Genomic DNA, 19,151 nt, shown 5'->3' with positions numbered 1-19,151 from the left:
TTACGGCGGTCATGGCGAGAGGGAAACGCCCGGTCCCATTCCGAACCCGGAAGCTAAGCCTCTCAGCGCCGATGGTACTGCCCTGGAGACGGGGTGGGAGAGTAGGACACCGCCGGACAACCATTCAGCAGGGCCCCGCACCGGACACCGGCGCGGGGCCCTGCCGCATTTTCCGGGACGTGGTGCGCCTCTCGGAGCTGCCTCCTCGTGGTCCGGTTGCGCAGCGGGTCGGGACACCCGCCCGTCCGGCCGCGACCGCGGCGGGTACACCGGACCGGCCCGGCTCTCGTCAGGGGAGGATCACGATTCCCACTGGGGCCATGACGGCTGTCCGGGGGCGTCGAGCGCCGATACGGTTCCCCCGTGGACGACGCCGTCGAGCCGTTCGCCGTCGACGTGCCGGCCGAGGAGGTCGACGACCTGCGGCGCCGGCTGCGGGCCACCCGCTGGCCCGAGCAGGAGACGGTCGGCGACTGGTCGCAGGGCGTCCCGCTGGAGTGGCTGCGCGAGGTCTGCCGTTACTGGGCCGAGGACCACGACTGGCCGGCCCGGCAGGCGCTGCTCAACGCCCACCCGCAGGTGCGGACGGTGGTGGACGGTCTGCCGGTGCACCTGCTGCACGTCCGCTCGCCGCACCCTGACGCGCTGCCCCTCGTCCTCACCCACGGCTGGCCCGGGTCGGTCGTGGAGTTCCTCGACGTCGTCGGCCCGCTCACCGAGCCCGAGGACCCGCAGGACGCCTTCTCCCTCGTCGTGCCGTCGCTGCCGGGGTTCGGCTGGAGCGGCAGGCCGGACGCCCCCGGCTGGGGGCCGGCACGCACCGCCGACGCCTGGGCGGAGGTGATGCGCCGGCTCGGCTACGAGCGCTTCGGTGCCCAGGGCGGGGACATCGGCTCGTTCGTCTCGGCCAACCTCGGCGCCCGCCACCCCGACCGGGTGGTCGGGGTGCACCTGAACATGGTGGTGACCGGCCCGCCGGAGGGGCAGACCGAGTTCAGCGAGCGCGAGCGGCGGGCGCTGGAACGCGAGCGTGCCTTCCGTGCCGAGGCGGCGGCCTACAGCCAGCAGCAGCGCACCCGGCCGCAGACCCTCGGCTACGGCCTCACCGACTCCCCCGCCGGGCAGGCCGCGTGGATCCTCGAGAAGTTCGCCGCCTGGACCGACGGCGACCCGGTGGCGTCCATCGGGCTCGACCGGCTGCTCGACGACGTCTCGGTGTACTGGTTCACCGCGACCGCGACGTCGTCGGCGCGGATGTACTGGGAGATGGCCCGGGCTCCGGGTGAGCGGGCGCCGCGGGTGGACGTGCCCACGGGTGTCTCGCTGTTCCGGCACGAGATCTTCCAGCCGCCCCGCGAGTGGGTGCAGCGGCAGCTGACCGACCTGCGGGCCTGGCGCGAGCACGACAGCGGCGGGCACTTCGCGGCGCTGGAGCGGCCCGACGCCCTGGTCGCCGACGTCCGCGAGTTCTTCCGGCCGCTCCGGTAACCGACGCGACACATCCGGCGGTTAGCGTCCGGACACCCCACCCCCGGAGGCCCCCGCGTGCACCTCACCCCGCACGAGCAGGAACGGCTGCTGCTGTCCTACGCCGCCGAGCTGGCCCGGCGGCGGCGCGCGCGGGGACTGCGGCTGAACCTGCCGGAGGCGACGGCGGTCGTCACCGACCACGTCCTCGAGGGAGCGCGGGACGGCGTCCTGGTCACGGAGCTGATGCAGTCCGGCCGCACGGTCCTCACCCGCGACGACGTGATGGACGGGGTCCCCGAGCTGCTGGCGGAGGTGCAGGTGGAGGCGACCTTCCCGGACGGGACCAAGCTGGTGACCGTCCACCAACCGATCCCGTGAGCGTGGTCCCCGGCGAGGTGATCCCGGCCGAAGGCGTGATCGAGACCCTCGAGGGCGCGCCGCGCGTCGAGGTCGAGGTGACCAACACCGGCGACCGCCCGGTGCAGGTCGGGTCGCACTTCCACTTCGCGCAGGCGAACCGGGCGCTGGCGTTCGACCGCGACGCCGCGCACGGGCTCCGGCTCGACGTGGCCGCGGGCACCGCCGTCCGGTTCGAGCCGGGCATCACCCGCACCGTGACGCTGGTGCCGCTGGCCGGCGCCCGCGTCGTCCCGGGACTCACCGCCGAAGGAGACCTCTCCTAGTGGTCCGGCTGTCCCGCGAGCGCTACGCCCAGCTGTACGGGCCCACCACCGGCGACCGCATCCGGCTGGCCGACACCGACCTGATCGTCGAGGTCGAGGAGGACCGCTGCGGCGGTCCCGGCCGGGCCGGCGAGGAGGCGGTGTTCGGCGGCGGCAAGGTCATCCGCGAGTCGATGGGCCAGGGCCGCGCCACCCGCGCCGAGGGCGCGCCCGACCTGGTGGTCACCGGCGCCGTCGTCCTGGACCACTGGGGCGTGGTCAAGGCCGACGTCGGCGTCCGCGACGGGCGGATCGTGGCGCTGGGCAAGGCCGGCAACCCCGACACGATGGACGGCGTCCACCCCGACCTGGTCATCGGGCCCGGCACCGAGGTGCTGGCCGGCAACGGGCGGATCCTCACCGCCGGCGGCGTCGACTGCCACGTGCACCTCATCTGCCCGCAGATCGTGCCGACGGCGCTGGGCTCGGGTGTCACCACGCTGATCGGCGGCGGCACCGGCCCGGCGGAGGGGTCCAAGGCCACCACCATCACGCCGGGCGACTGGTACCTGGCGCGGATGCTCGAGGCGATGGACCCCTGGCCGGTCAACGTCGCGCTGCTGGGCAAGGGCAACACGGTCTCGCAGGAGTCGATGGAGGAGCAGCTCCGCGGCGGGGCCAGCGGGTTCAAGCTGCACGAGGACTGGGGCTCGACACCCGCGGCGATCGACGCCTGCCTGACCGTGGCCGGGCGGCACGGCGTCCCGGTGGCGCTGCACTCGGACACCCTCAACGAGGCCGGGTTCGTCGAGGACACGCTCGCGGCGATCGCCGGCCGGTCGATCCACGCGTACCACACCGAGGGTGCCGGGGGCGGTCACGCGCCCGACATCATCACCGTCGCCGGGCACCCGAACGTGCTCCCCAGCAGCACCAACCCGACCCGGCCGCACACGGTGAACACCCTCGACGAGCACCTCGACATGCTCGTGGTCTGCCACCACCTCGACTCCTCCGTGCCGGAGGACCTGGCCTTCGCCGAGAGCCGGATCCGGCCGACGACGATCGCCGCCGAGGACCTGCTGCACGACCTGGGCGCCATCTCGATGATCGGCTCCGACGCGCAGGCGATGGGCCGCGTGGGCGAGGTGGTCCTGCGCACCTGGCAGACGGCGCACGTGATGAAGCGCCGGCGCGGGTCGCTGGCCGGCGACGGCGCCGCGGACAACGCCCGCGCCCGCCGGTACGTCGCGAAGTACACGATCTGCCCGGCGGTGGCCCACGGCATCGACGGCGAGGTCGGGTCGGTGGAGCCGGGCAAGCTCGCCGACCTGGTGCTCTGGGACCCGCGGTTCTTCGGCGTCCGCCCGCACGCCGTCCTCAAGGGCGGGGTGATCGCCTGGGCGCAGATGGGCGACGCCAACGCCTCCATCCCGACCCCGCAGCCGCAGCTGCCCCGGCCGATGTTCGGCGCCTACGGGCGGGTGCCGGCGCGGACGTCGCTGCACTTCGTGGCACCCGCGGCGCTCGATGCGGGGCTCGGTGACCGGCTGGCGGTCGACCGCCGGCTGGCCGCGGTCACCGACACCACCCGGCTGACCAAGGCCGACATGCCGGAGAACACCGCGCTGCCGGACATCCGCGTCGACCCCGACACCTTCACCGTGACCGTGGACGGCGAGGTGTGGGAGCCCGAGCCGGTGCGCGAGCTGCCGATGGCCCAGCGGTACTTCCTCTTCTGATGACCGCGGCGCTGCTCACGCTGGCCGACTCGCGGCTGCCCGCGGGCGGGCACACGCACTCCGGCGGGGTGGAGCAGGCCGTGACGGCCGGGCTGGTGCACGACCCGGGCTCGCTCGCCGCCTTCCTGCTGCGCCGGCTGGCGACGGCGGGTGCCGTCGCGGCGGGTCTCGCGGCCGCGGCGACGACACTGTCGTCCTCCGGACGACACCTCGGCCAGGTGCCGTCCCCCATGGCGCTGAGCCCTGCCAGCCCCTCGTCGGAGGAGCCTCCGGCCCCGTCCTCGTCGGAGCTCGTCGCTGCGCTCCTGGAACTCGACGCGGAGGCCGACGCGCGGACGCCGTCGCCGGCGCTGCGGGCGGCGTCCCGGCAGCAGGGCCGCGGGCTGGTGCGGGTGGGCCGCCGCGCGTGGCCGTCGCCGGCCTGGGACGCGCTGCCCGCCGCGCCGCACCACCCGGTGGCGCTCGGCGTGGCCGCGGCCGCGGGCGGGCTGACCGCCCGCGACGCCGCCGCGGCCGCCGCGTACCTGTCGGTCAGCGGCCCGGCGACCGCGGCCCAGCGGCTGCTCGCCATGGACCCGCTCACCGTCGCCGCCGTCACCGCTCGGCTGGCGCCCCGGATCGACGCCGTCACCGACGCGGCGATCCGGGAGGGGCTCCCCGCTGCCACCGACCCGCTCCTCGACCTGCTGGCCGAGGTGCACGCCACGAGAGGGGACCGCTTCTTTGCCTCCTGACCACGACCTCCAGGACTACGTCGACGCGGAGGTCCCGCACCGGCACGGCGGGCCCCTGCGCGTCGGGCTCGGCGGGCCGGTCGGCTCCGGCAAGACCGCCCTGGCCGCCGCGCTGTGCCGCACGCTGGGCGCCGAGTACGACCTCGCCGTCGTCACCAACGACATCTACACGACCGAGGACGCCGACTTCCTGCGCCGCCACGCCGTCCTCCCCGACGACCGGATCGAGGCGGTGCAGACCGGCTGCTGCCCGCACACCGCGATCCGCGACGACATCACCGCCAACCTCGACGCCGTCGAGCTGCTCGAGGCCCGCCACCCCGGGCTGGAGCTGGTGCTCGTCGAGTCCGGCGGGGACAACCTGACGGCGAGCTTCAGCTACGGGCTGGTCGACGTGCAGGTGTTCGTCGTCGACGTCGCCGGCGGGGACAAGGTGCCGCGCAAGGGCGGCCCCGGGGTGACCGCGAGCGACCTGCTGGTGGTGAACAAGACCGACCTCGCGCCGCTGGTCGGCGCCGACCTGGACGTCATGCGACGGGACTCGGCCGTGGTCCGCGGGGACAGACCGACGATGCTCGTCTCGCTGCGGGAGGACCCGACGGCGGGGCCCGTGGCCGACTGGGTGCGCGAGCAGGTGCGGGCCCGCCGACTGCAGCGGGCGTGAGGACGCGGGTCGAGGTCGTCGCGCGGCGCGGGCCCGGCGGGCGCACGGTGCTGCCGGTGGTCCGCGCGAGCGGGCAGCTCGCGGTGCGCCGGACCGGGCCGGTGTCGGTGCACCTGGTGGCGGTGGCGTTCGGCCCGCTCGGCGGCGACGACGCGGAGGTCCGGCTGGTGGTCGAGGAGGGCGCCGTGCTGGTGGTGCGCTCGGTGGCCGCCGCCGTCGCGCTGCCCGCGCGCGAGGCCCACCGGCCCTCGGTGCAGCGCGTCGTCGCCGAGGTGGCCGGGGAGCTGGACCTGCGGCCGGAGGCGACCGTGGTCGCCGTCCGGGCGCACCACCGGGCGGAGCTAGCGGCGGAGCTGGCGGCAGGCGCCCGGCTCACCGCCACCGAGCAGGTGCGGCTCGGCCGCGCCGGCGAGGAGCCCGGCCGCTGGACCGGCACCACGCGGGTCGCCGTCGACGGGCGGCCGCTGCTGCACACCACGGTCGGCCTGGGGCCGGGCGCGCCGGCCTGGCTGCCGCCGGTCGCGCCGTGCGCCTACGCGTCCACCGTGCACGTCGGGCAGGCTGCCGGGGTGTTGACCGCCGACGCCGCCGTCCGCCTGCCGCTGGAGAACGGCTGGGTGGCCACCGCCTGGGGGACGGAACTGCACCGGGTGGTCCGGGCGATCGGGGAGGTCGCGTGACCCTGGTCGTCCGCGCCCGGCGGGTGGTGCTCCCGGACGGTGAGCGCGCCGCGGCGGTGCACACCGAGGGCGGCGTCGTCACCGCGGTCACCGCCTTCGACGACGCCCCGGCCGGCGCGGTCACCCTCGCCGACGACGAGGTGCTGCTGCCCGGGCTGGTCGACACCCACGTGCACGTCAACGAGCCCGGCCGCACCGAGTGGGAGGGCTTCGCCACCGCCACCCGCGCCGCGGCCGCCGGGGGCGTCACCACGATCGTCGACATGCCGCTGAACTCCGTGCCGGCGACCACCTCGCCCGACGCGCTGCGCGTGAAGCGGGAGGCCGCGGCCGGGCAGGTCGCCGTCGACGTCGCGTTCTGGGGCGGCGCGGTGCCCGGCAACGTCGCCGAGCTGCGAGGCATGCACGAGGCCGGCGTCGTCGGGTTCAAGTGCTTCCTGCTCGACTCCGGCGTCCCGGAGTTCCCGCCGCTGGACGATGCCGGGCTGCGCGCGGCCCTGGCCGAGCTGGCGACCTTCGACGGGCTGCTGATCGCGCACGCCGAGGACGAGCAGGTCATCGCCGCCGCGCCGGAGCCCGCCGGCGCCAGCTACGCGGCGTTCCTCGCCTCCCGGCCCCCGGCGGCGGAGGAGACGGCGATCGGCCGGTTGGTGGCGGCGACGCGGGACACCGGCGCGCGCAGCCACGTCGTCCACCTGGCCGACGGCGGCGCGCTGCCGCTGCTGCGGGCGGCGCGGGCGTCCGGCGTGCGGATCACCGTGGAGACCTGCCCGCACTACCTGACCTTCGCCGCCGAGGACGTGCCCGACGGCGGCACCGCGTTCAAGTGCTGCCCACCGATCCGGGAGTCGGCGCACCGCGAGGAGCTGTGGGGCGCGCTGCGGTCCGGCGACGTCGACCTGGTCGTCAGCGACCACTCGCCGTGCACGCCGGAGCTGAAGCGGCTCGACGTCGGCGACTTCGGGCTGGCGTGGGGCGGGATCGCCGGGCTGCAGGTGGCGCTGCCGGCGGTGTGGACCGGGGCCTGCGTGCGCGGGGTGCCGCTGGCGCAGGTGGTGGAGTGGATGTCGGCGGCGCCGGCGCGGCTGGCCGGGCTGCCGGGCAAGGGCGCGATCGCCGTCGGCAGGGACGCCGACCTGGTCGCCTTCGCCCCCGAGGAGCGGTCCACCGTCGGCCGGCTCGAGCACCGCAACCCCGTCACGCCCTACGCGGGCCGGGAACTCACCGGCGTGGTCCGGCGGACCTGGCTGCGGGGGAGGGAGGCCGACGGCAGCCCCCTCGGCCGGTTGCTGCGCCGAGGGGGCCGCTGAGCTCAGCTCTGGGGTTCCTCCCGGGCGGCCTCGTCGAGGATCTTCGGGTCCTCCGTGGAGCCGCCCGCGGGGTCGGGGTTGCCCAGCGCGGTCTCGGCGGGCAGCTGCTGGATGTGCTCGCGGGCGCGCTCGCGCAGGTCGTCGGTGGGTTCGGACACGGGTCCTCCTCGGGTCTCGCGGGACGCGGTGCCCCTACCCCGGCCGTGCGAGAGTGACCCGCGACCGCCCGCGACGAGGAGCCCGATGTCCGACCCCTTCGACCTGCCCGACCTCGCGAGCCGCGCCCAGGGCGGTGCCGTGGTGGCCGCCAACGACGAGTTCTTCGCCGGCAAGGAGAACCTGGTCCGCGCCGAGCCGGCGCGGGCCCGCGACGACTTCGGCGCGCGCGGCAAGGAGTACGACGGCTGGGAGACCCGCCGCCGCCGCGAGCCGGGGCACGACTGGGCGGTCGTGCGCCTCGGCATGCCGGGGGTGGTGCACGCCGTCGTCGTCGACACCGCGTTCTTCCTCGGCAACTACCCGCCGCGCGCCTCGCTGGAGGGCGCCGCGGTCGAGGGCCACCCGCCGGCGTCCGCGCTGCCCGACGCCGACTGGGCGCCGCTGCTGCCGCTGTCGGACCTCGCCGGCGGCACGGCCAACCGCTTCGCCGTCGAGCCGGGGCCGCGGGTGACGCACGTGCGGCTGTCCATCCACCCCGACGGCGGCGTCGCGCGGCTGCGGGTGCACGGCGAGGTGGTGCCCGACCCGCGGCTGCTCGACGCCGGCCCGTGCGACCTCGCCGCCCTGGAGAACGGCGGGCGGGTGACCGCGGTGAGCAACGCCTTCTACGGCAGCCCGCACCAGCTCATCGGCCGCGGCGAGGCCCGGTCCATGGGCGAGGGCTGGGAGAACGCCCGGCGCCGCGACGACGGCAACGACTGGGTCGAGGTGGCGCTGGCCTGCGAGGGCACGGTGACCCTCGCCGAGCTCGACACCTCGTGGTTCCTCGGCAACGCGCCCGGGTCGGCGTCGTTGACCGGTACCACCGCCGACGGGCGCGCGGTGGAGCTGCTGCCGCGCACGCCACTGCAGCCCGACACCCGGCACCGCTTCGTGCTGCCCGGCGACAGCGGCGTCACCCGGGTGCGGATGGACGTCTTCCCCGACGGCGGCATGGCCCGGCTGCGGCTCTGGGGCCGCCCCACCGAGGCCGGCCGTGCCGCGCTGCGCCGCCGGTGGGAGGAGACCTCGGCCGGGTGAGCGTGTGCGCCGGCGCCGCACCCCGGACCTCGGAGTGCGGCGCCGGCGCACCCGCTCAGGTGCCCGTGAGGTGCTCCGGGCGCACCGGGACGCGCCGCAGCGGCAGGCCGGTCGCCTGCCGGATCGCGGCCAGCACCGCGGGCCCGGAGGAGATGTTGGGCGCCTCGCCCACACCGCGCAGGCCGTAGGGGGCGTGCGGGTCGGCGTACTCCAGCACCTCGATCCGCATCGGCGGCATGTCGAGCACGGTGGGGATGAGGTAGTCGGTGAACGACGGGTTCTGCACCCGCCCGTCGCGCACGAGGATCTCCTCCATCACCGCCAGCCCGAGCCCCTGCGCGGTGCCGCCCTGGATCTGCCCGACGACGGCCTGCGGGTTGATCGCCTTGCCCACGTCCTGGGTGCAGGCCATCTCCACCACCTTGACCAGCCCGAGCTCGGTGTCGACGTCGACCACCGCCCGGTGCGCGGAGAAGGCGTACTGCACGTGCGCGAAGCCCTGGCCGGTCTCCGGGTCGAGCGGCTGGGTGGGCCGGTGCCGCCACTCCACGGTCTCCTCGACCGCGTCGTCGCCGAGCACGTCGGCCAGCGGCAGCGCGACCCCCTCGGCGTCGGACACCACCTTCCCGCCGTCGAGCCGCAGGTCGCCGGCCGGCCGGCCGACCAGGCCCCGCGCCCGCTCCAGCACCCGCGCGCGGACCGCCTCGCACGCCGCCTTGACCGCCCCACCGGTGACGTAGGTCTGCCGCGACGCCGAGCTCGAGCCCGCCGACCCGACGGCGGTGTCCTTCGGGTGCACCACGACGGCGTCGACGCCGAGCTCGGTGCGGACGATCTGCTGCTCGACGGTGACCAGACCCTGACCCACCTCGGCCGCGGCGGTGTGCACCGTGGCCACCGCCTCGCCGCCGACGACCTCCAGCCGCACCCGCGCCGTGGAGTGGTCGTCGAAGCCCTCGGAGAAGGCGACGTTCTTGTAGGCGACGGCGTACCCGACGCCGCGCCGGACGCCCTCGCCGTGCGTGGTGTTGGAGACCCCGCCGGGCATGTCGCGCAGGTCGAGCCCGGTGGGGAGCTCCGGCAGCGGCATGGCCACCAGCCGGCGCAGCAGCTCGGCCACCGGTGCCGGGCTGTCGACGACCTGGCCGGTGGGCGTCTCCGAGCCCAGCTCCATCGCGTTGCGGCAGCGCAGCTCGACCGGGTCCATGCCGAGCTCGGCGGCCAGCGCGTCCATCTGCGCCTCGTAGGCGAAGGCGGTCTGCACCGAGCCGAACCCGCGCATGGCGCCGCACGGCGGGTTGTTGGTGTAGGCGCCGTAGCAGTCGACGTGCACGTTCGGGACGACGTAGGGGCCCAGGCCCATCGTGCCCGCGTTGCCGACGACCGCCGGCGTGCTGGAGGCGTAGGCGCCGCCGTCGAGGAAGATCTCGGCCTTCACGTAGACCAGGTCGCCGTCGCGGGTGGCGCCGTGCTCGTAGCGCATGGTCGCCGGGTGCCGGTGCACGTGGCCGAAGAAGGACTCCTCGCGGTTGTAGGACATCTTCACCGGCCGGCCGGTGTGCAGCGCGAGCAGGCAGGCGTGCACGTGCATCGACAGGTCCTCGCGGCCGCCGAACGCGCCGCCGACCCCGGCGAGGGTGAGCCGGACCTTCTCGGGCGGCATGGCCAGCGCCGAGCAGATCTGCCGCTGGTCGACGTGCAGCCACTGGGTGGCCACGTACAGGTCGACGCCGCCGTCCTCGCCGGGCACCGCCAGCCCGGACTCCGGGCCGAGGAAGGCCTGGTCCTGCATGCCGACCTCGTACTCGCCGACCACGACGACGTCGGCGGTGGGCTCGGGGTCGCCCTTGCGGACCTTGAGGTGGCGCACCAGGTTGCCCCTCGGGTGCAGGTGGGCGCTCTCCCGGCTGAGCTCGGTGACCTCGGCGGGGGCGTCGTGCACCTGGTTCCAGGTGGGGTGGCCCAGGGCCGCGCGGGCGTCGGTGACCGGCTCCCAGACGTCGTAGTCGACGACGATCCGCGCCGCGGCCCGGCGGGCGGTGTCGGGGTGGTCGGCGGCGACCAGCGCCACCGGCTCGCCCTGGTAGCGGACGACGTCGAGGGCGAGCACCGGCTGGTCGGCGAGCTCGAGGCCGTAGACCTTCTCGCCGGGTACGTCGTCGGAGGTGAGGACGGCGTGCACGCCCGGGACGGCCAGCGCCGGGCCGACGTCGATCGAGCGGATGCGGGCGTAGGGGTGCGGGCTGCGCAGCGTGACGCCCCACACCATGTCGTCCATCCACAGGTCGCTGGCGTAGGCGAACTCGCCGCGGACCTTCAGGACGCCGTCGGGGCGCTGCGCGTCGTCCCCGATGCGGCCGCCGGGGCCACCCACGGAGGACGGCGCGCCGGCGGGCGTGCGGGTGGGGGTGCTCACCGGGCCTCACCTGCCATGCGGTCGGCGGCCAGCCGGACGGCGTCCAGGATCTTCTCGTAGCCGGTGCAGCGACAGAGGTTGCCGGCCAGGGCCTCGCGGATCTCCGCGTCGGCGGGCGTCCTGCCCTCGGCCCGCGAGCGGCGGACCAGGTCGTCGGTGGCCACCAGCAGCCCGGGCGTGCAGAAGCCGCACTGCACCGCGCCGGCCTCGAGGAAGGCCTCCTGGACCGGGTGCAGCTCGCCCGGGCCGGCCAGCCCCTCCACGGTGCCGACCTCGCGGCCCTGCGCCTGCCCGGCGGCGACCAGGCAGGCGCAGACCGGCAGCCCGTCGAGGTAGACGGTGCACGAGCCGCACTCGCCCTGCTCGCAGGCGTTCTTCGAGCCGGGCAGGCCCATCCGCTCGCGCAGCACGTAGAGCAGGCTCTCGCCCTCCCAGACGTCGTCCACCTCGTGCCGGTCGCCGTTGACGGTGCAGGTCAGGCGCACGCCGGGTCTCCCTTCCGGTAGTCGGCCCAGGCCCAGGTCAGCGTCCGGCGGGCCATGACCGAGAGCGCGTGGACGCGGTAGCGGGCGGTGCCGCGCACGTCGTCGATGGGGGCCGCGGCCTCGGCGACCAGCGCGCCGAAGCGTGCCGCGGTGGCCGGTGGCAGCTCGGCGCGGGACTCCCACAGCCCGTCGAGCTCGCCGGCGAGGAACTCCTCGGCGGCGGGGGCGCGGCGCGGCGTGGGCGCGGCCGACCCGATGCCGGTGCCGACCGCGCGGCGGTCCGGGTGCAGCGCCAGGCCGAACGCGGCGACGGCGATGACCATCGCGTTGCGCGTGCCGATCTTGCTGTACTGCTGCGGGCCGGTGGGCGGGGTGATGCGGACGGCGGCGATCAGCTCGTCGTCGGCCAGCGCCGAGCGCTTGACGCCGCGGTAGAAGTCGCCGACCGGGATCCGGCGGGTGCCGCGGACGCTCGCCACCTCGACCTCTGCGCCGGCGGCCAGCAGCGCGGGGTGGGCGTCACCGGCCGGGGAGGCGGTGGCCAGGTTGCCGCCGACGGTGCCCCGGTTGCGGATCTGCGGCGAGCCGATGGTGCGCGCGGCCATCGCCAGCCCGGGCAGCCGGCCGCCGAGCTCGGTGATCACCCGGGCGTAGGGGACGCCGGCGCCCAGCCGCACCGCGCCGTCGTCGGTGCCCCACTGCTGCAGCTCCGGGACCCGGGTGAGGTCGAGCAGCAGCGCCGGGCGCAGCCGGCCGAAGTTGATGCCGACCATGACGTCGGTGCCCCCGGCGATGGGGACGGCGTCGCGGGAGGCGGCCCTGGCCTCCAGCGCCTCCTCCCACGTCGCGGGCTGCAGGAACTCCACGGGCCCTCCTCGTGCGGTGTGGGGACGGTCACGGTAACGCCGTCGCGTCACGGGGAGGTCGCACCTCGCGGCGGGCAGGATGCGCCCGTGGAGACGACTGCCGACCTGCTGGTGCACTCGGCCGAGCTGCTGGCCACCGTCGACGACGACCGGCGCGAGATCGCCGGCGGGTGGGTCGCCGTCACCGGCGGTGTGGTGAGCGGCGTGGGCGGCCCGTGGGACCCGCGGCCCGACGCCGTCCGGGCGGTGGACGCGGCCGGCTGCCTGGTGACGCCGGGGCTGGTCAACACCCACCACCACCTGTACCAGAACCTCACCCGCTCGTTCGCGCCCGCGCTGAGCGGCGGGCTGTTCGACTGGCTGGTGACCCTCTACCCGCTGTGGGCGCGGCTGGACGAGGAGGCGGCGTACACGTCGGCCTACGTCGGGCTCACCGAGCTGGCGCTGGCCGGCTGCACGACCTCCACCGACCACCTCTACGTGCACCCTCGCGGCGCCGGGGACCTGATCGGCGCGGAGGTGCGGGCGGCGCAGGACCTGGGGGTGCGGTCGCACTTCACCCGCGGGTCGATGTCGCTGTCGGTCAAGGACGGCGGGCTGCCGCCGGACTCCGTCGTGCAGGACGACGACGAGATCCTGGCCGAGTCGCAGCGGCTGGTGGAGGCCCACCACGACTGCTCGCCGGCGGCGCTCACCCGTCTGGCGCTCGCGCCCTGCTCACCGTTCAGCGTGTCGTCGGAGCTGATGACGCGCACCGCCGAGCTGGCCGAGCGGCTCGACGTCCGGCTGCACACCCACCTCGCCGAGACCCGCGACGAGGACGCGTTCTGCCTCGAGCGCTTCGGCCGCCGTCCGGTCGAGTACCTGGCCGACGTCGGCTGGATGACCGACCGGGTGTGGCTGGCGCACGTGGTCTGGCCCTCGCCCGCCGAGGTGGCGCGCCTGGGCGCGGCGCGGGTCGGGGCGGCGCACTGCCCGTCGTCGAACATGGTCCTCGGCAGCGGGCTGGCGCCGGTCGCCGAGCTGCGGGCGGCCGGGGCGCCGGTCGGGCTGGGCGTGGACGGGTCGTCGTCGGCCGACGCGGCGTCGCTGTGGCTGGAGGCCCGCACGGCGATGCTGCAGGGCAAGCTGCGGCACGGCGCCGGGTCGTTCACCGCCCGCGACGCGCTGGAGATCGCCACCCGCGGCGGCGCGGCCTGTCTCGGGCGCACCGGCGAGATCGGGCAGCTGTCGGTGGGGGCGTGCGGCGACCTCGCCGTCTGGCCGCTGACCGGGCCGGCCTTCGCCGGGGCGCTGTCGGACCCGGTGGAGGCGTGGCTGCGCTGCGGTCCGGTGGCCGCCCGGCACACCGTCGTCGGCGGGCGGTTCGTGGTGGCGGACGGCGTGCCCGTGCACCCGGCGCTCGACGAGCAGCTCGCCGTCCACCGCCGGGTGAGCGAGCGCATCCAAGCCCCCCTGTAGGCGTGCACTTCCGCGGAAGTGCTCGGGTTGAGGTGGCGGCTCAGCCCTGGTCCCGGACGCCGACGAGTGCCCTGACGGCGGGTTCGACGTCGGACCAGGCGTCCTGCCAGGGGAATCCCGGCTTGTTGATCCGCAGCGAGACGGCGCCGTGGAGGAACTGCCACAGCAGGACCGCGGTCGCCCGGGCGTCCCCCGCGGGCAGGTGATGACCGCTCTGCACGGCCTCCTGCAGGTCGCCGGCTGCGGCCTCGATCAGCGCCCGGCCGGGGACGCCGCCGTCGGGCAGATCGAGTGCGGGCAGCACCCGGCCCTCGTAGAGGACCTTGTAGCGACCGGGGGAGCCCAGGCCGAAGTCCAGGTAGGCGCGGGCGAGGGCCAGCACGCGCTCCACGGGACCGCCGCTGCCGGCCTGGCTGCGGGCCACGTCCTGCTCGAGGTCGGCGAACAGCCGCTCGACGACGGCGCGGAGCAGCGCGGTCTTGTCCGGGAAGTGCAGGTACAGCGAGGGCGGGGTGACCCCGACGGCGTCGGCGACCGCCCGGATGGAGACGGCCTGCTCGTCGCCCGACTCGGCCAGCAGCGTCGCAGCGGTGTCGACGATGTGCTCCCGGAGCTCTCCGCCCTGGCCCCGCCGTGCCCGCCGCCGCCGTCCGTCGGGTCCTGTCGAAGTCACTTGACGGATCCTAGGATGCACCCGCTAACTTAGCGTGCGTTAACTTAACGACTGATAGGAGAAGTCGCCATGTCCCGGACCTACACCGTCGTGGCCCTGGTCACCCTGGCTCCGCAGTGGTTGCAGATGACCCGCGCCGCGCGCGAGGAGTTCAACGACGAGCACGTCGCACCGGTCCTCGCCCGGCACGCCGGGCAGATCGCCATGCGCCACGTCGACGTGGAGGCCTTCACCGGCACCTGCTCCGACGTGTTGATCTTCACCACGGATGACCTGGCAGCGTTCGCCTCGCTGTGGGACGACCTGCGGGACACGCCGCTGTTCGCCCAGCCCCTGCTCGAGGTCGTCGACGTCCTCGTCGGCCTGGACGCGGAGTGGGTCCGCCGGCCCGACCCGACGCCCCTCCCCGTGGGGGCCTGACCGGTGCCCGCGAACACTCTCAGCCGGACGACACCGCTGCCCGCCGACTGCGGTCCGCCGGGGCCGCCACGTTGTACGGGTGCGGGTCCCCTCTGGCTGAGCACTTCCGCGGAAGTGCTCAGCTAGAGGGCGGCGGCGAGGGCCTCGAGCTCCTCCACGGTGCCGTCGACGTGCGGCGACACCCGCAGCACCGGGCCGGTCATCTCGCCGGGCGCCCGCTCGGGGCCGGCCGCGGTGGTGACGATGCCGTGCTCGGTGAGCAGCCGGGCGCGGGTGGCGACGACGTCGACGCCGTCGGGCGGGCGCAGCGTGGTCGTGGCCGTCGGCTCGCCGACCGGCTCGACCACCCGCCAGCCGCCGGCGCCGTCGAGCACCTGCCGCCCGGCCCGGCCCAGCGCGGCCAGCCGCTCGCGGACCCGCGGCGGCCCGGCGGCCAGGTGCTCCCCGACCGCCAGCACCAGCCCGATCCGGCCGGCGACGTGGGCCTCGCCGCTCTCCAGCGCCCGCAGCGGCGGGAGGTCGGCCGGCCCCGGGAGCGCGGGCACCAGCTGTGCGGCCACCGCCGGGCGCACGCAGAGCAGGCCCACCCCGCGCGGCCCGGCCAGCCACTTGCGGGAGGTCGAGTAGACGACGTCGGCGCCGAGGTCGACGTCGACGTGGCCCAGCGACTGCGCCGCGTCGAGCACCAGCGGCACGCCGTGCGCCCGGCACAGCGCCGCGACCTCCGCGGCCGGCTGGACGACGCCGCGGTGGCTGGCCACGTGGGTCAGGTGCACGAACCGCGGCGGGTCGCCGGCCAACACCCGCTCGAGCGCCGCCAGGTCGGCCCGGCCGTCGCCGTCGACGGCCAGCGGTTCGAGCGCGAGCCCGGCCGCGCGCAGCATCGCCGCGTTCGGCGCGTACTCGCCGGGCAGGCACGCCACCCGGGCGCCGGGCGCCAGCGGCCAGGCGGCCAGCAGCGCCGCGAGCGCGGCCTGCGCCGACTCGACGAAGGCGACGTCGGCGGCGGCCATGCCGACCAGCCCCCCGATGACGCTGCGGCCCTGCTGCAGCAGGTCACCGGCGGTCGCCTCGGCCACGTAGCCGCCGAGCTCGGCCTCGTGCCGCGCGTGGTGGGCGACCGCCTCGAGCACCCGGTTGCTCTGCCGGCTGCACGCGGCGGAGTCCAGGTGCGTGCCGGCCGGCCGCGGGCGGGCGGCCCGCCAGGAGCCGGCGAGGTCGGCGTGCGGCAGGCGGAGGTCGAGCGCGGTCACCCGTCCCACGCTAGGACAGCTGCCCCCGGGCGACGGACAGGCCGGAGTGCGCGGGGTCGCCGTCGAGCGGCTCGACCGAGACGTCGACCACCGGGTACTCGCCCAGGTCGAGGCCGGCGGGGAGCTGGAAGTCCTCGGTGCCCGGGCGGACGACGCCCAGCGGCACCAGCCCGGTCACCGACTCGGTGAGCAGCCACGCCTCGTAGTAGCCCTCGGGCGGGGCGTCGGCGGCGAGCTCGACCCGCAGCACGCGGGTGCCGTCCTCGCGCTCGACGACGGCCGCGCTGCCGGTGGCGCCGCTGTCCTCCAGCGGGTCGAGCACCGCCTCGGCCACGGCGACGCCGTCGTCGTCCCGGCCGGTCAGCGCGACCGCACCCGCCCCGATCCCGAGCCCCACGACCAGCGCCGCCGCGGCGGCGAGCAGGAGGCGGGACCGGCGCGGCCGCAGCGGCACCACCGGCGCGACGGGCCCGGGCTCCGGGCGGGCGGCGGGGACGAGGGGCGCGGGCGGGACGTCGGGCACCGGGTCGGCGGGCGGGGCCGAGGCCGCCACGACGTCGGGGCGCGGCGCCGTCGCGACGCCGGTCGCGGCGGCGATGCCGGCCCAGAGCGCCGGCGGGGGCGCGACCGGCGGGCCGGGATCGGCCAGCTCGGGCACGGCCAGCACGTCGACGGCGCGGCGCAGCCGGGACACCTCGCCGGTGCAGGACGCGCAGCCGGCCAGGTGCGCAGCGGCGTCGTCGGGCAGCGGCTCGCGGAGGGCGGCCAGCGCGAGCTCCTCAGGCGTGCAGTGCGGCACCGTCCACCTCCAACCGGTCTCGCAGGCGCTCCAGGGTGCGCCGGATGTGGCTCTTGACCGTCCCCAGCGGCAGGCCGGTGCGCTCGGCGATCTGCGTGTGGGTGAGGTCGGCGAAGAACGCCAGCTCGATGATGCCGCGCTGCGGCTGGCCGAGGCGGTCCAGCTCGCCGAGCAGGAGCACGCGGTCGGCGACGGTGGCGTCGACCGGGGCGGGTCCCGCGGCGGGTGCGGCCTGTGCCTCGGCGAGCGCGGCCTCCGCGGCGCGGCGCTGCCGGTCGCGCCGCGCCCAGGTGTCGGCGATCTTGTGGCGGCAGACGCCGGTCAGCCAGGCCGGGAGCGGACCCTGCTCGGGCCGGTAGCCCGCGCGGCCGGTCCAGGCCGAGACGAAGACCTGCTGCGTGACGTCCTCGGCGTCGGGGCCGGGACCGAAGGCGCGCACCGCCATGCCGTGCACCCGGGCCGCGTACCGCTCGTAGGCCCAGGCCAGCGCCTGCTCGTCGCCGGCGGCGAAGCGGCGGCCCACCTCGTCGTCGTCGGGCTCGGCCGCGCCGTACGGCGCCGGCTCCGCCACGGTGTCCACCCACCCGACCCTAGGCGACCGGGAGCCCGATCGGGGCGGCATCAGGTCGGTCACGGCGCCGGCTCCGCCACGACGACGACGTTGTCGCGGTAGCCGCCGACCTCGGGGAGGAACGGTCCGCCACAGGTCACCAGCGTCAGCCGCGGCGGCCCGTCGCGGCGGAACAGGGCGTCGACCGGCAGCGCCTGCTTGTCCAGCAGCTCGCGGGAGACGACCCGCCAGCGGGTGACGGCGCCGGCGGCGTCGGTGACGACCACCTCGTCGCCGGGCTCGGTACCGCGCAGCGCCGCCATCGCCCCGAGCCCCTGCTCGGCGTCGTCGACGTGCCCGGCGACCACCGCCGAGCCCGGCGCGCCGGGCGCCGGGCCGAAGCGGTACCAGCCGGCCCGCTCGACGTCGTCGGGGAGGGCCATCTGCCCGTCGGGCGCGGTGCCGACGGGGTCGACGGGGACGTCGAGCCCTCGGGCCGGGACGGCGACCCGCGCCGGCGGCACGACGGCGGGGGCGGGGCTCGGTGCGGCGTCGCGGACGGCCACGGCCGGGGCGGCCGGCGGTTCGGTGGACTGCTCCGCGGGCGCGCCGAGCACCTGCTCGACCGGGGCGCCCGCCGCCGCCGGGGGGCGGGACAGCGCCCACACCGCAGGCGTGCCCACGGCGAGGGCCAGGCCCAGCACCACCCCGGCGGCAGCGGGTCGCACGTCGGTCCTCCCGTCAGGCGCGGTCGCCGGCCAGCCGGCGCGCGGCCACCGCCGCACCGGCCAGGCCCAGCGCGGAGAGGCCGACCACCGGCAGCGGCACGCCGCCGTCGTCGGCCAGCCCGGCGCTGCCGCCGGGGACGCCGGAGGGCGAGGAGTGGGCGCCCGAGATCGTCTGGACGGCGAGCTCGTAGCCGGCCTCCTGCGAGCCCCACGCGTAGACGATCGTGGTGGCGCCCTCGGCCACGTCGAGGTCGGCCGGGCCGAGCGCGACGGTGTCGGTGCCGGCGAGGACGACGTCGGCGCTGACCGTGCCGGCCGGCACCTCGAGGGAGGCCTCGTTCGGGTTGGTCAGGTTCGGGGCGACCACCTGGCCGCCGGCGCGGACGTCGACCGCCGGCGCGGCGGCGACGTGCCGGACGACGACCCGGCCCTGGCCGGCCGGCACCGCGGAGGTGTCGTTGACGAACGGCGTGAGCGCGGGCTGGCCCTCCGCGGTCAGGTGGGCGACCACGGTGGCGTTGGCGCCGGCCGGTACCGCGACGCCGTTCGCCGACAGCAGCGGCGAGCCCGAGCCGTCGGCGGCGTCGGCGGGGAACAGCGCCAGGTCGTAGGAGCCGGCGGGCAGCTCCAGCGGGCCGGCGAGCGTGCCCGGCGCGAAGTCGTCGATCAGCCGCTCGCCGTTCGCGTAGACGTCGACCGGGGTGTCCGGGATGCCGTGCAGCACGGAGACGGTGGCGGTGTCCGCCGCCGAGGCGGGTGCGACGCCGAGCGCGAGCAGCGCGCCGGCTCCGGCGACGGTGGCGAGGCCGAGGGTGCGGGTCCGGGTCACGAGGTCCTCCGGGGTCGGGGGTTGCTGACACCCCTCCTTCCGGCGTCCCCGCAGGTCCGGATGCACCCGCCGGAGGAGGCCGTGCGGTTCACGCGATCGGGTGCAGCCCGCGGCGGGGCAGGGGACCCGCGCGCGCTCGTGCTCTGCCCCGGGAGGCGGGGCAGAGCACG

Annotated in this window: 21 protein-coding genes and 1 rRNA gene; 12 read left to right on the top strand and 10 right to left on the bottom strand. The window is 76.5% G+C overall.

The features are described 5' to 3' along the window. Position 1: 1 nt before the first annotated feature. From rrf to allB, 9 genes are all read left to right on the top strand, one after another. Positions 2 to 118 (top strand): 5S ribosomal RNA (gene rrf / locus ACI780_RS23435). A gap of 245 nt (positions 119 to 363) precedes the next feature. Further along, a complete protein-coding gene (locus ACI780_RS23430) occupies positions 364 to 1,488 on the top strand; it encodes an epoxide hydrolase family protein (protein WP_457005957.1) in 1,125 nt (374 codons plus the stop codon). 57 nt (positions 1,489 to 1,545) lie between these two features. Next, on the top strand, positions 1,546 to 1,848 hold the full coding sequence (locus tag ACI780_RS23425) for an urease subunit gamma (RefSeq protein ID WP_456872895.1): 303 nt from the start codon (positions 1,546 to 1,548) through the stop codon (positions 1,846 to 1,848). Beyond that, complete coding sequence (locus ACI780_RS23420) at positions 1,845 to 2,153, top strand: urease subunit beta (protein WP_457005956.1); 309 nt, start codon at positions 1,845 to 1,847, stop codon at positions 2,151 to 2,153. The genes ACI780_RS23425 and ACI780_RS23420 overlap by 4 nt, the downstream gene beginning before the upstream one ends. Then, entirely contained in the window at positions 2,153 to 3,874 is a 1,722-nt protein-coding gene (locus ACI780_RS23415; protein ID WP_457005955.1) for an urease subunit alpha, read from the top strand. Before ACI780_RS23420 ends, ACI780_RS23415 begins: the two co-directional genes overlap by 1 nt. Next, entirely contained in the window at positions 3,874 to 4,608 is a 735-nt protein-coding gene (locus ACI780_RS23410; protein ID WP_457005954.1) for an urease accessory protein UreF, read from the top strand. Before ACI780_RS23415 ends, ACI780_RS23410 begins: the two co-directional genes overlap by 1 nt. Further along, positions 4,598 to 5,272 (top strand): urease accessory protein UreG, encoded by a 675-nt coding sequence (gene ureG / locus ACI780_RS23405; RefSeq protein ID WP_456872899.1) that lies wholly within the window; start codon positions 4,598 to 4,600, stop codon positions 5,270 to 5,272. The genes ACI780_RS23410 and ureG overlap by 11 nt, the downstream gene beginning before the upstream one ends. Next, on the top strand, positions 5,269 to 5,952 hold the full coding sequence (locus ACI780_RS23400) for an urease accessory protein UreD (protein ID WP_456872900.1): 684 nt from the start codon (positions 5,269 to 5,271) through the stop codon (positions 5,950 to 5,952). Before ureG ends, ACI780_RS23400 begins: the two co-directional genes overlap by 4 nt. Continuing rightward, positions 5,949 to 7,262 carry an allantoinase AllB gene (allB, locus tag ACI780_RS23395; RefSeq protein ID WP_457005953.1) on the top strand — a complete coding sequence of 438 codons (1,314 nt, stop codon included), beginning with the start codon at positions 5,949 to 5,951 and terminating at the stop codon, positions 7,260 to 7,262. The genes ACI780_RS23400 and allB overlap by 4 nt, the downstream gene beginning before the upstream one ends. Positions 7,263 to 7,264: 2 nt before the next feature. Here allB and ACI780_RS23390 read toward each other — a convergent pair whose 3' ends face one another. Then, positions 7,265 to 7,420 carry a hypothetical protein gene (locus tag ACI780_RS23390; RefSeq protein WP_456872902.1) on the bottom strand — a complete coding sequence of 52 codons (156 nt, stop codon included), beginning with the start codon at positions 7,418 to 7,420 and terminating at the stop codon, positions 7,265 to 7,267. A gap of 85 nt (positions 7,421 to 7,505) precedes the next feature. Here ACI780_RS23390 and alc point away from each other — a divergent pair, with 85 nt between their 5' ends. After that, entirely contained in the window at positions 7,506 to 8,501 is a 996-nt protein-coding gene (gene alc / locus ACI780_RS23385) for an allantoicase (protein WP_456872903.1), read from the top strand. A 55-nt stretch (positions 8,502 to 8,556) separates the two neighbouring features. Here the strand turns inward: alc and pucD are convergent, their stop codons facing one another. The 3 genes from pucD to ACI780_RS23370 are packed head-to-tail and all read right to left on the bottom strand — an operon-like array spanning position 8,557 to position 12,268. Further along, on the bottom strand, positions 8,557 to 10,917 hold the full coding sequence (pucD, locus tag ACI780_RS23380) for a xanthine dehydrogenase subunit D (RefSeq protein WP_457005952.1): 2,361 nt from the start codon (positions 10,915 to 10,917) through the stop codon (positions 8,557 to 8,559). Further along, positions 10,914 to 11,402 carry a (2Fe-2S)-binding protein gene (locus ACI780_RS23375; RefSeq protein ID WP_456872905.1) on the bottom strand — a complete coding sequence of 163 codons (489 nt, stop codon included), beginning with the start codon at positions 11,400 to 11,402 and terminating at the stop codon, positions 10,914 to 10,916. The genes pucD and ACI780_RS23375 overlap by 4 nt, the downstream gene beginning before the upstream one ends. Continuing rightward, a complete protein-coding gene (locus tag ACI780_RS23370) occupies positions 11,393 to 12,268 on the bottom strand; it encodes an FAD binding domain-containing protein (protein ID WP_456872906.1) in 876 nt (291 codons plus the stop codon). The genes ACI780_RS23375 and ACI780_RS23370 overlap by 10 nt, the downstream gene beginning before the upstream one ends. 87 nt (positions 12,269 to 12,355) lie before the next feature. Here ACI780_RS23370 and ACI780_RS23365 point away from each other — a divergent pair, with 87 nt between their 5' ends. Beyond that, complete coding sequence (locus ACI780_RS23365; RefSeq protein WP_457005951.1) at positions 12,356 to 13,729, top strand: 8-oxoguanine deaminase; 1,374 nt, start codon at positions 12,356 to 12,358, stop codon at positions 13,727 to 13,729. 40 nt (positions 13,730 to 13,769) lie between these two features. Here ACI780_RS23365 and ACI780_RS23360 read toward each other — a convergent pair whose 3' ends face one another. After that, positions 13,770 to 14,402, bottom strand: coding sequence for a TetR/AcrR family transcriptional regulator (locus ACI780_RS23360; RefSeq protein WP_457005950.1), 633 nt, complete (start codon positions 14,400 to 14,402; stop codon positions 13,770 to 13,772). Positions 14,403 to 14,471: 69 nt separating this feature from the next. Here ACI780_RS23360 and ACI780_RS23355 point away from each other — a divergent pair, with 69 nt between their 5' ends. Next, complete coding sequence (locus ACI780_RS23355; protein WP_457005949.1) at positions 14,472 to 14,822, top strand: darcynin family protein; 351 nt, start codon at positions 14,472 to 14,474, stop codon at positions 14,820 to 14,822. A 122-nt stretch (positions 14,823 to 14,944) separates the two neighbouring features. Here the strand turns inward: ACI780_RS23355 and egtE are convergent, their stop codons facing one another. Genes egtE through ACI780_RS23330 form a run of 5 tightly spaced genes read right to left on the bottom strand, consistent with a single transcriptional unit; the run spans position 14,945 to position 18,981 of the window. Next, positions 14,945 to 16,075, bottom strand: coding sequence for an ergothioneine biosynthesis PLP-dependent enzyme EgtE (egtE, locus tag ACI780_RS23350; RefSeq protein WP_456872910.1), 1,131 nt, complete (start codon positions 16,073 to 16,075; stop codon positions 14,945 to 14,947). A gap of 10 nt (positions 16,076 to 16,085) precedes the next feature. After that, entirely contained in the window at positions 16,086 to 16,874 is a 789-nt protein-coding gene (locus tag ACI780_RS23345; RefSeq protein ID WP_457005948.1) for an anti-sigma factor, read from the bottom strand. Next, positions 16,855 to 17,454: an RNA polymerase sigma factor gene (locus tag ACI780_RS23340; protein WP_456872912.1), complete on the bottom strand. Its 600-nt coding sequence runs from the start codon at positions 17,452 to 17,454 to the stop codon at positions 16,855 to 16,857. Before ACI780_RS23340 ends, ACI780_RS23345 begins: the two co-directional genes overlap by 20 nt. Positions 17,455 to 17,504: 50 nt before the next feature. After that, positions 17,505 to 18,152: a class F sortase gene (locus tag ACI780_RS23335; protein WP_457005947.1), complete on the bottom strand. Its 648-nt coding sequence runs from the start codon at positions 18,150 to 18,152 to the stop codon at positions 17,505 to 17,507. Between the two features lie 13 nt (positions 18,153 to 18,165). Next, positions 18,166 to 18,981 (bottom strand): DUF4397 domain-containing protein, encoded by an 816-nt coding sequence (locus tag ACI780_RS23330; protein ID WP_457005946.1) that lies wholly within the window; start codon positions 18,979 to 18,981, stop codon positions 18,166 to 18,168. Positions 18,982 to 19,151: the final 170 nt, after the last annotated feature.

The sequence above is a fragment of the Geodermatophilus sp. SYSU D00814 genome, from assembly GCF_054050055.1.
The sequence above is the reverse complement of the archived record's forward strand: the minus strand, read 5'-3'. Positions and strand labels throughout refer to the sequence as shown.

Coding starts and splice junctions, on each gene's coding strand:
- ACI780_RS23355 (WP_457005949.1), top strand. CDS start 14,472: ATGTCCCGGACCTACACCGTCGTGGCCCTGGTCACCCTGGCTCCGCAG.
- ACI780_RS23410 (WP_457005954.1), top strand. CDS start 3,874: ATGACCGCGGCGCTGCTCACGCTGGCCGACTCGCGGCTGCCCGCGGGC.
- alc (WP_456872903.1), top strand. CDS start 7,506: ATGTCCGACCCCTTCGACCTGCCCGACCTCGCGAGCCGCGCCCAGGGC.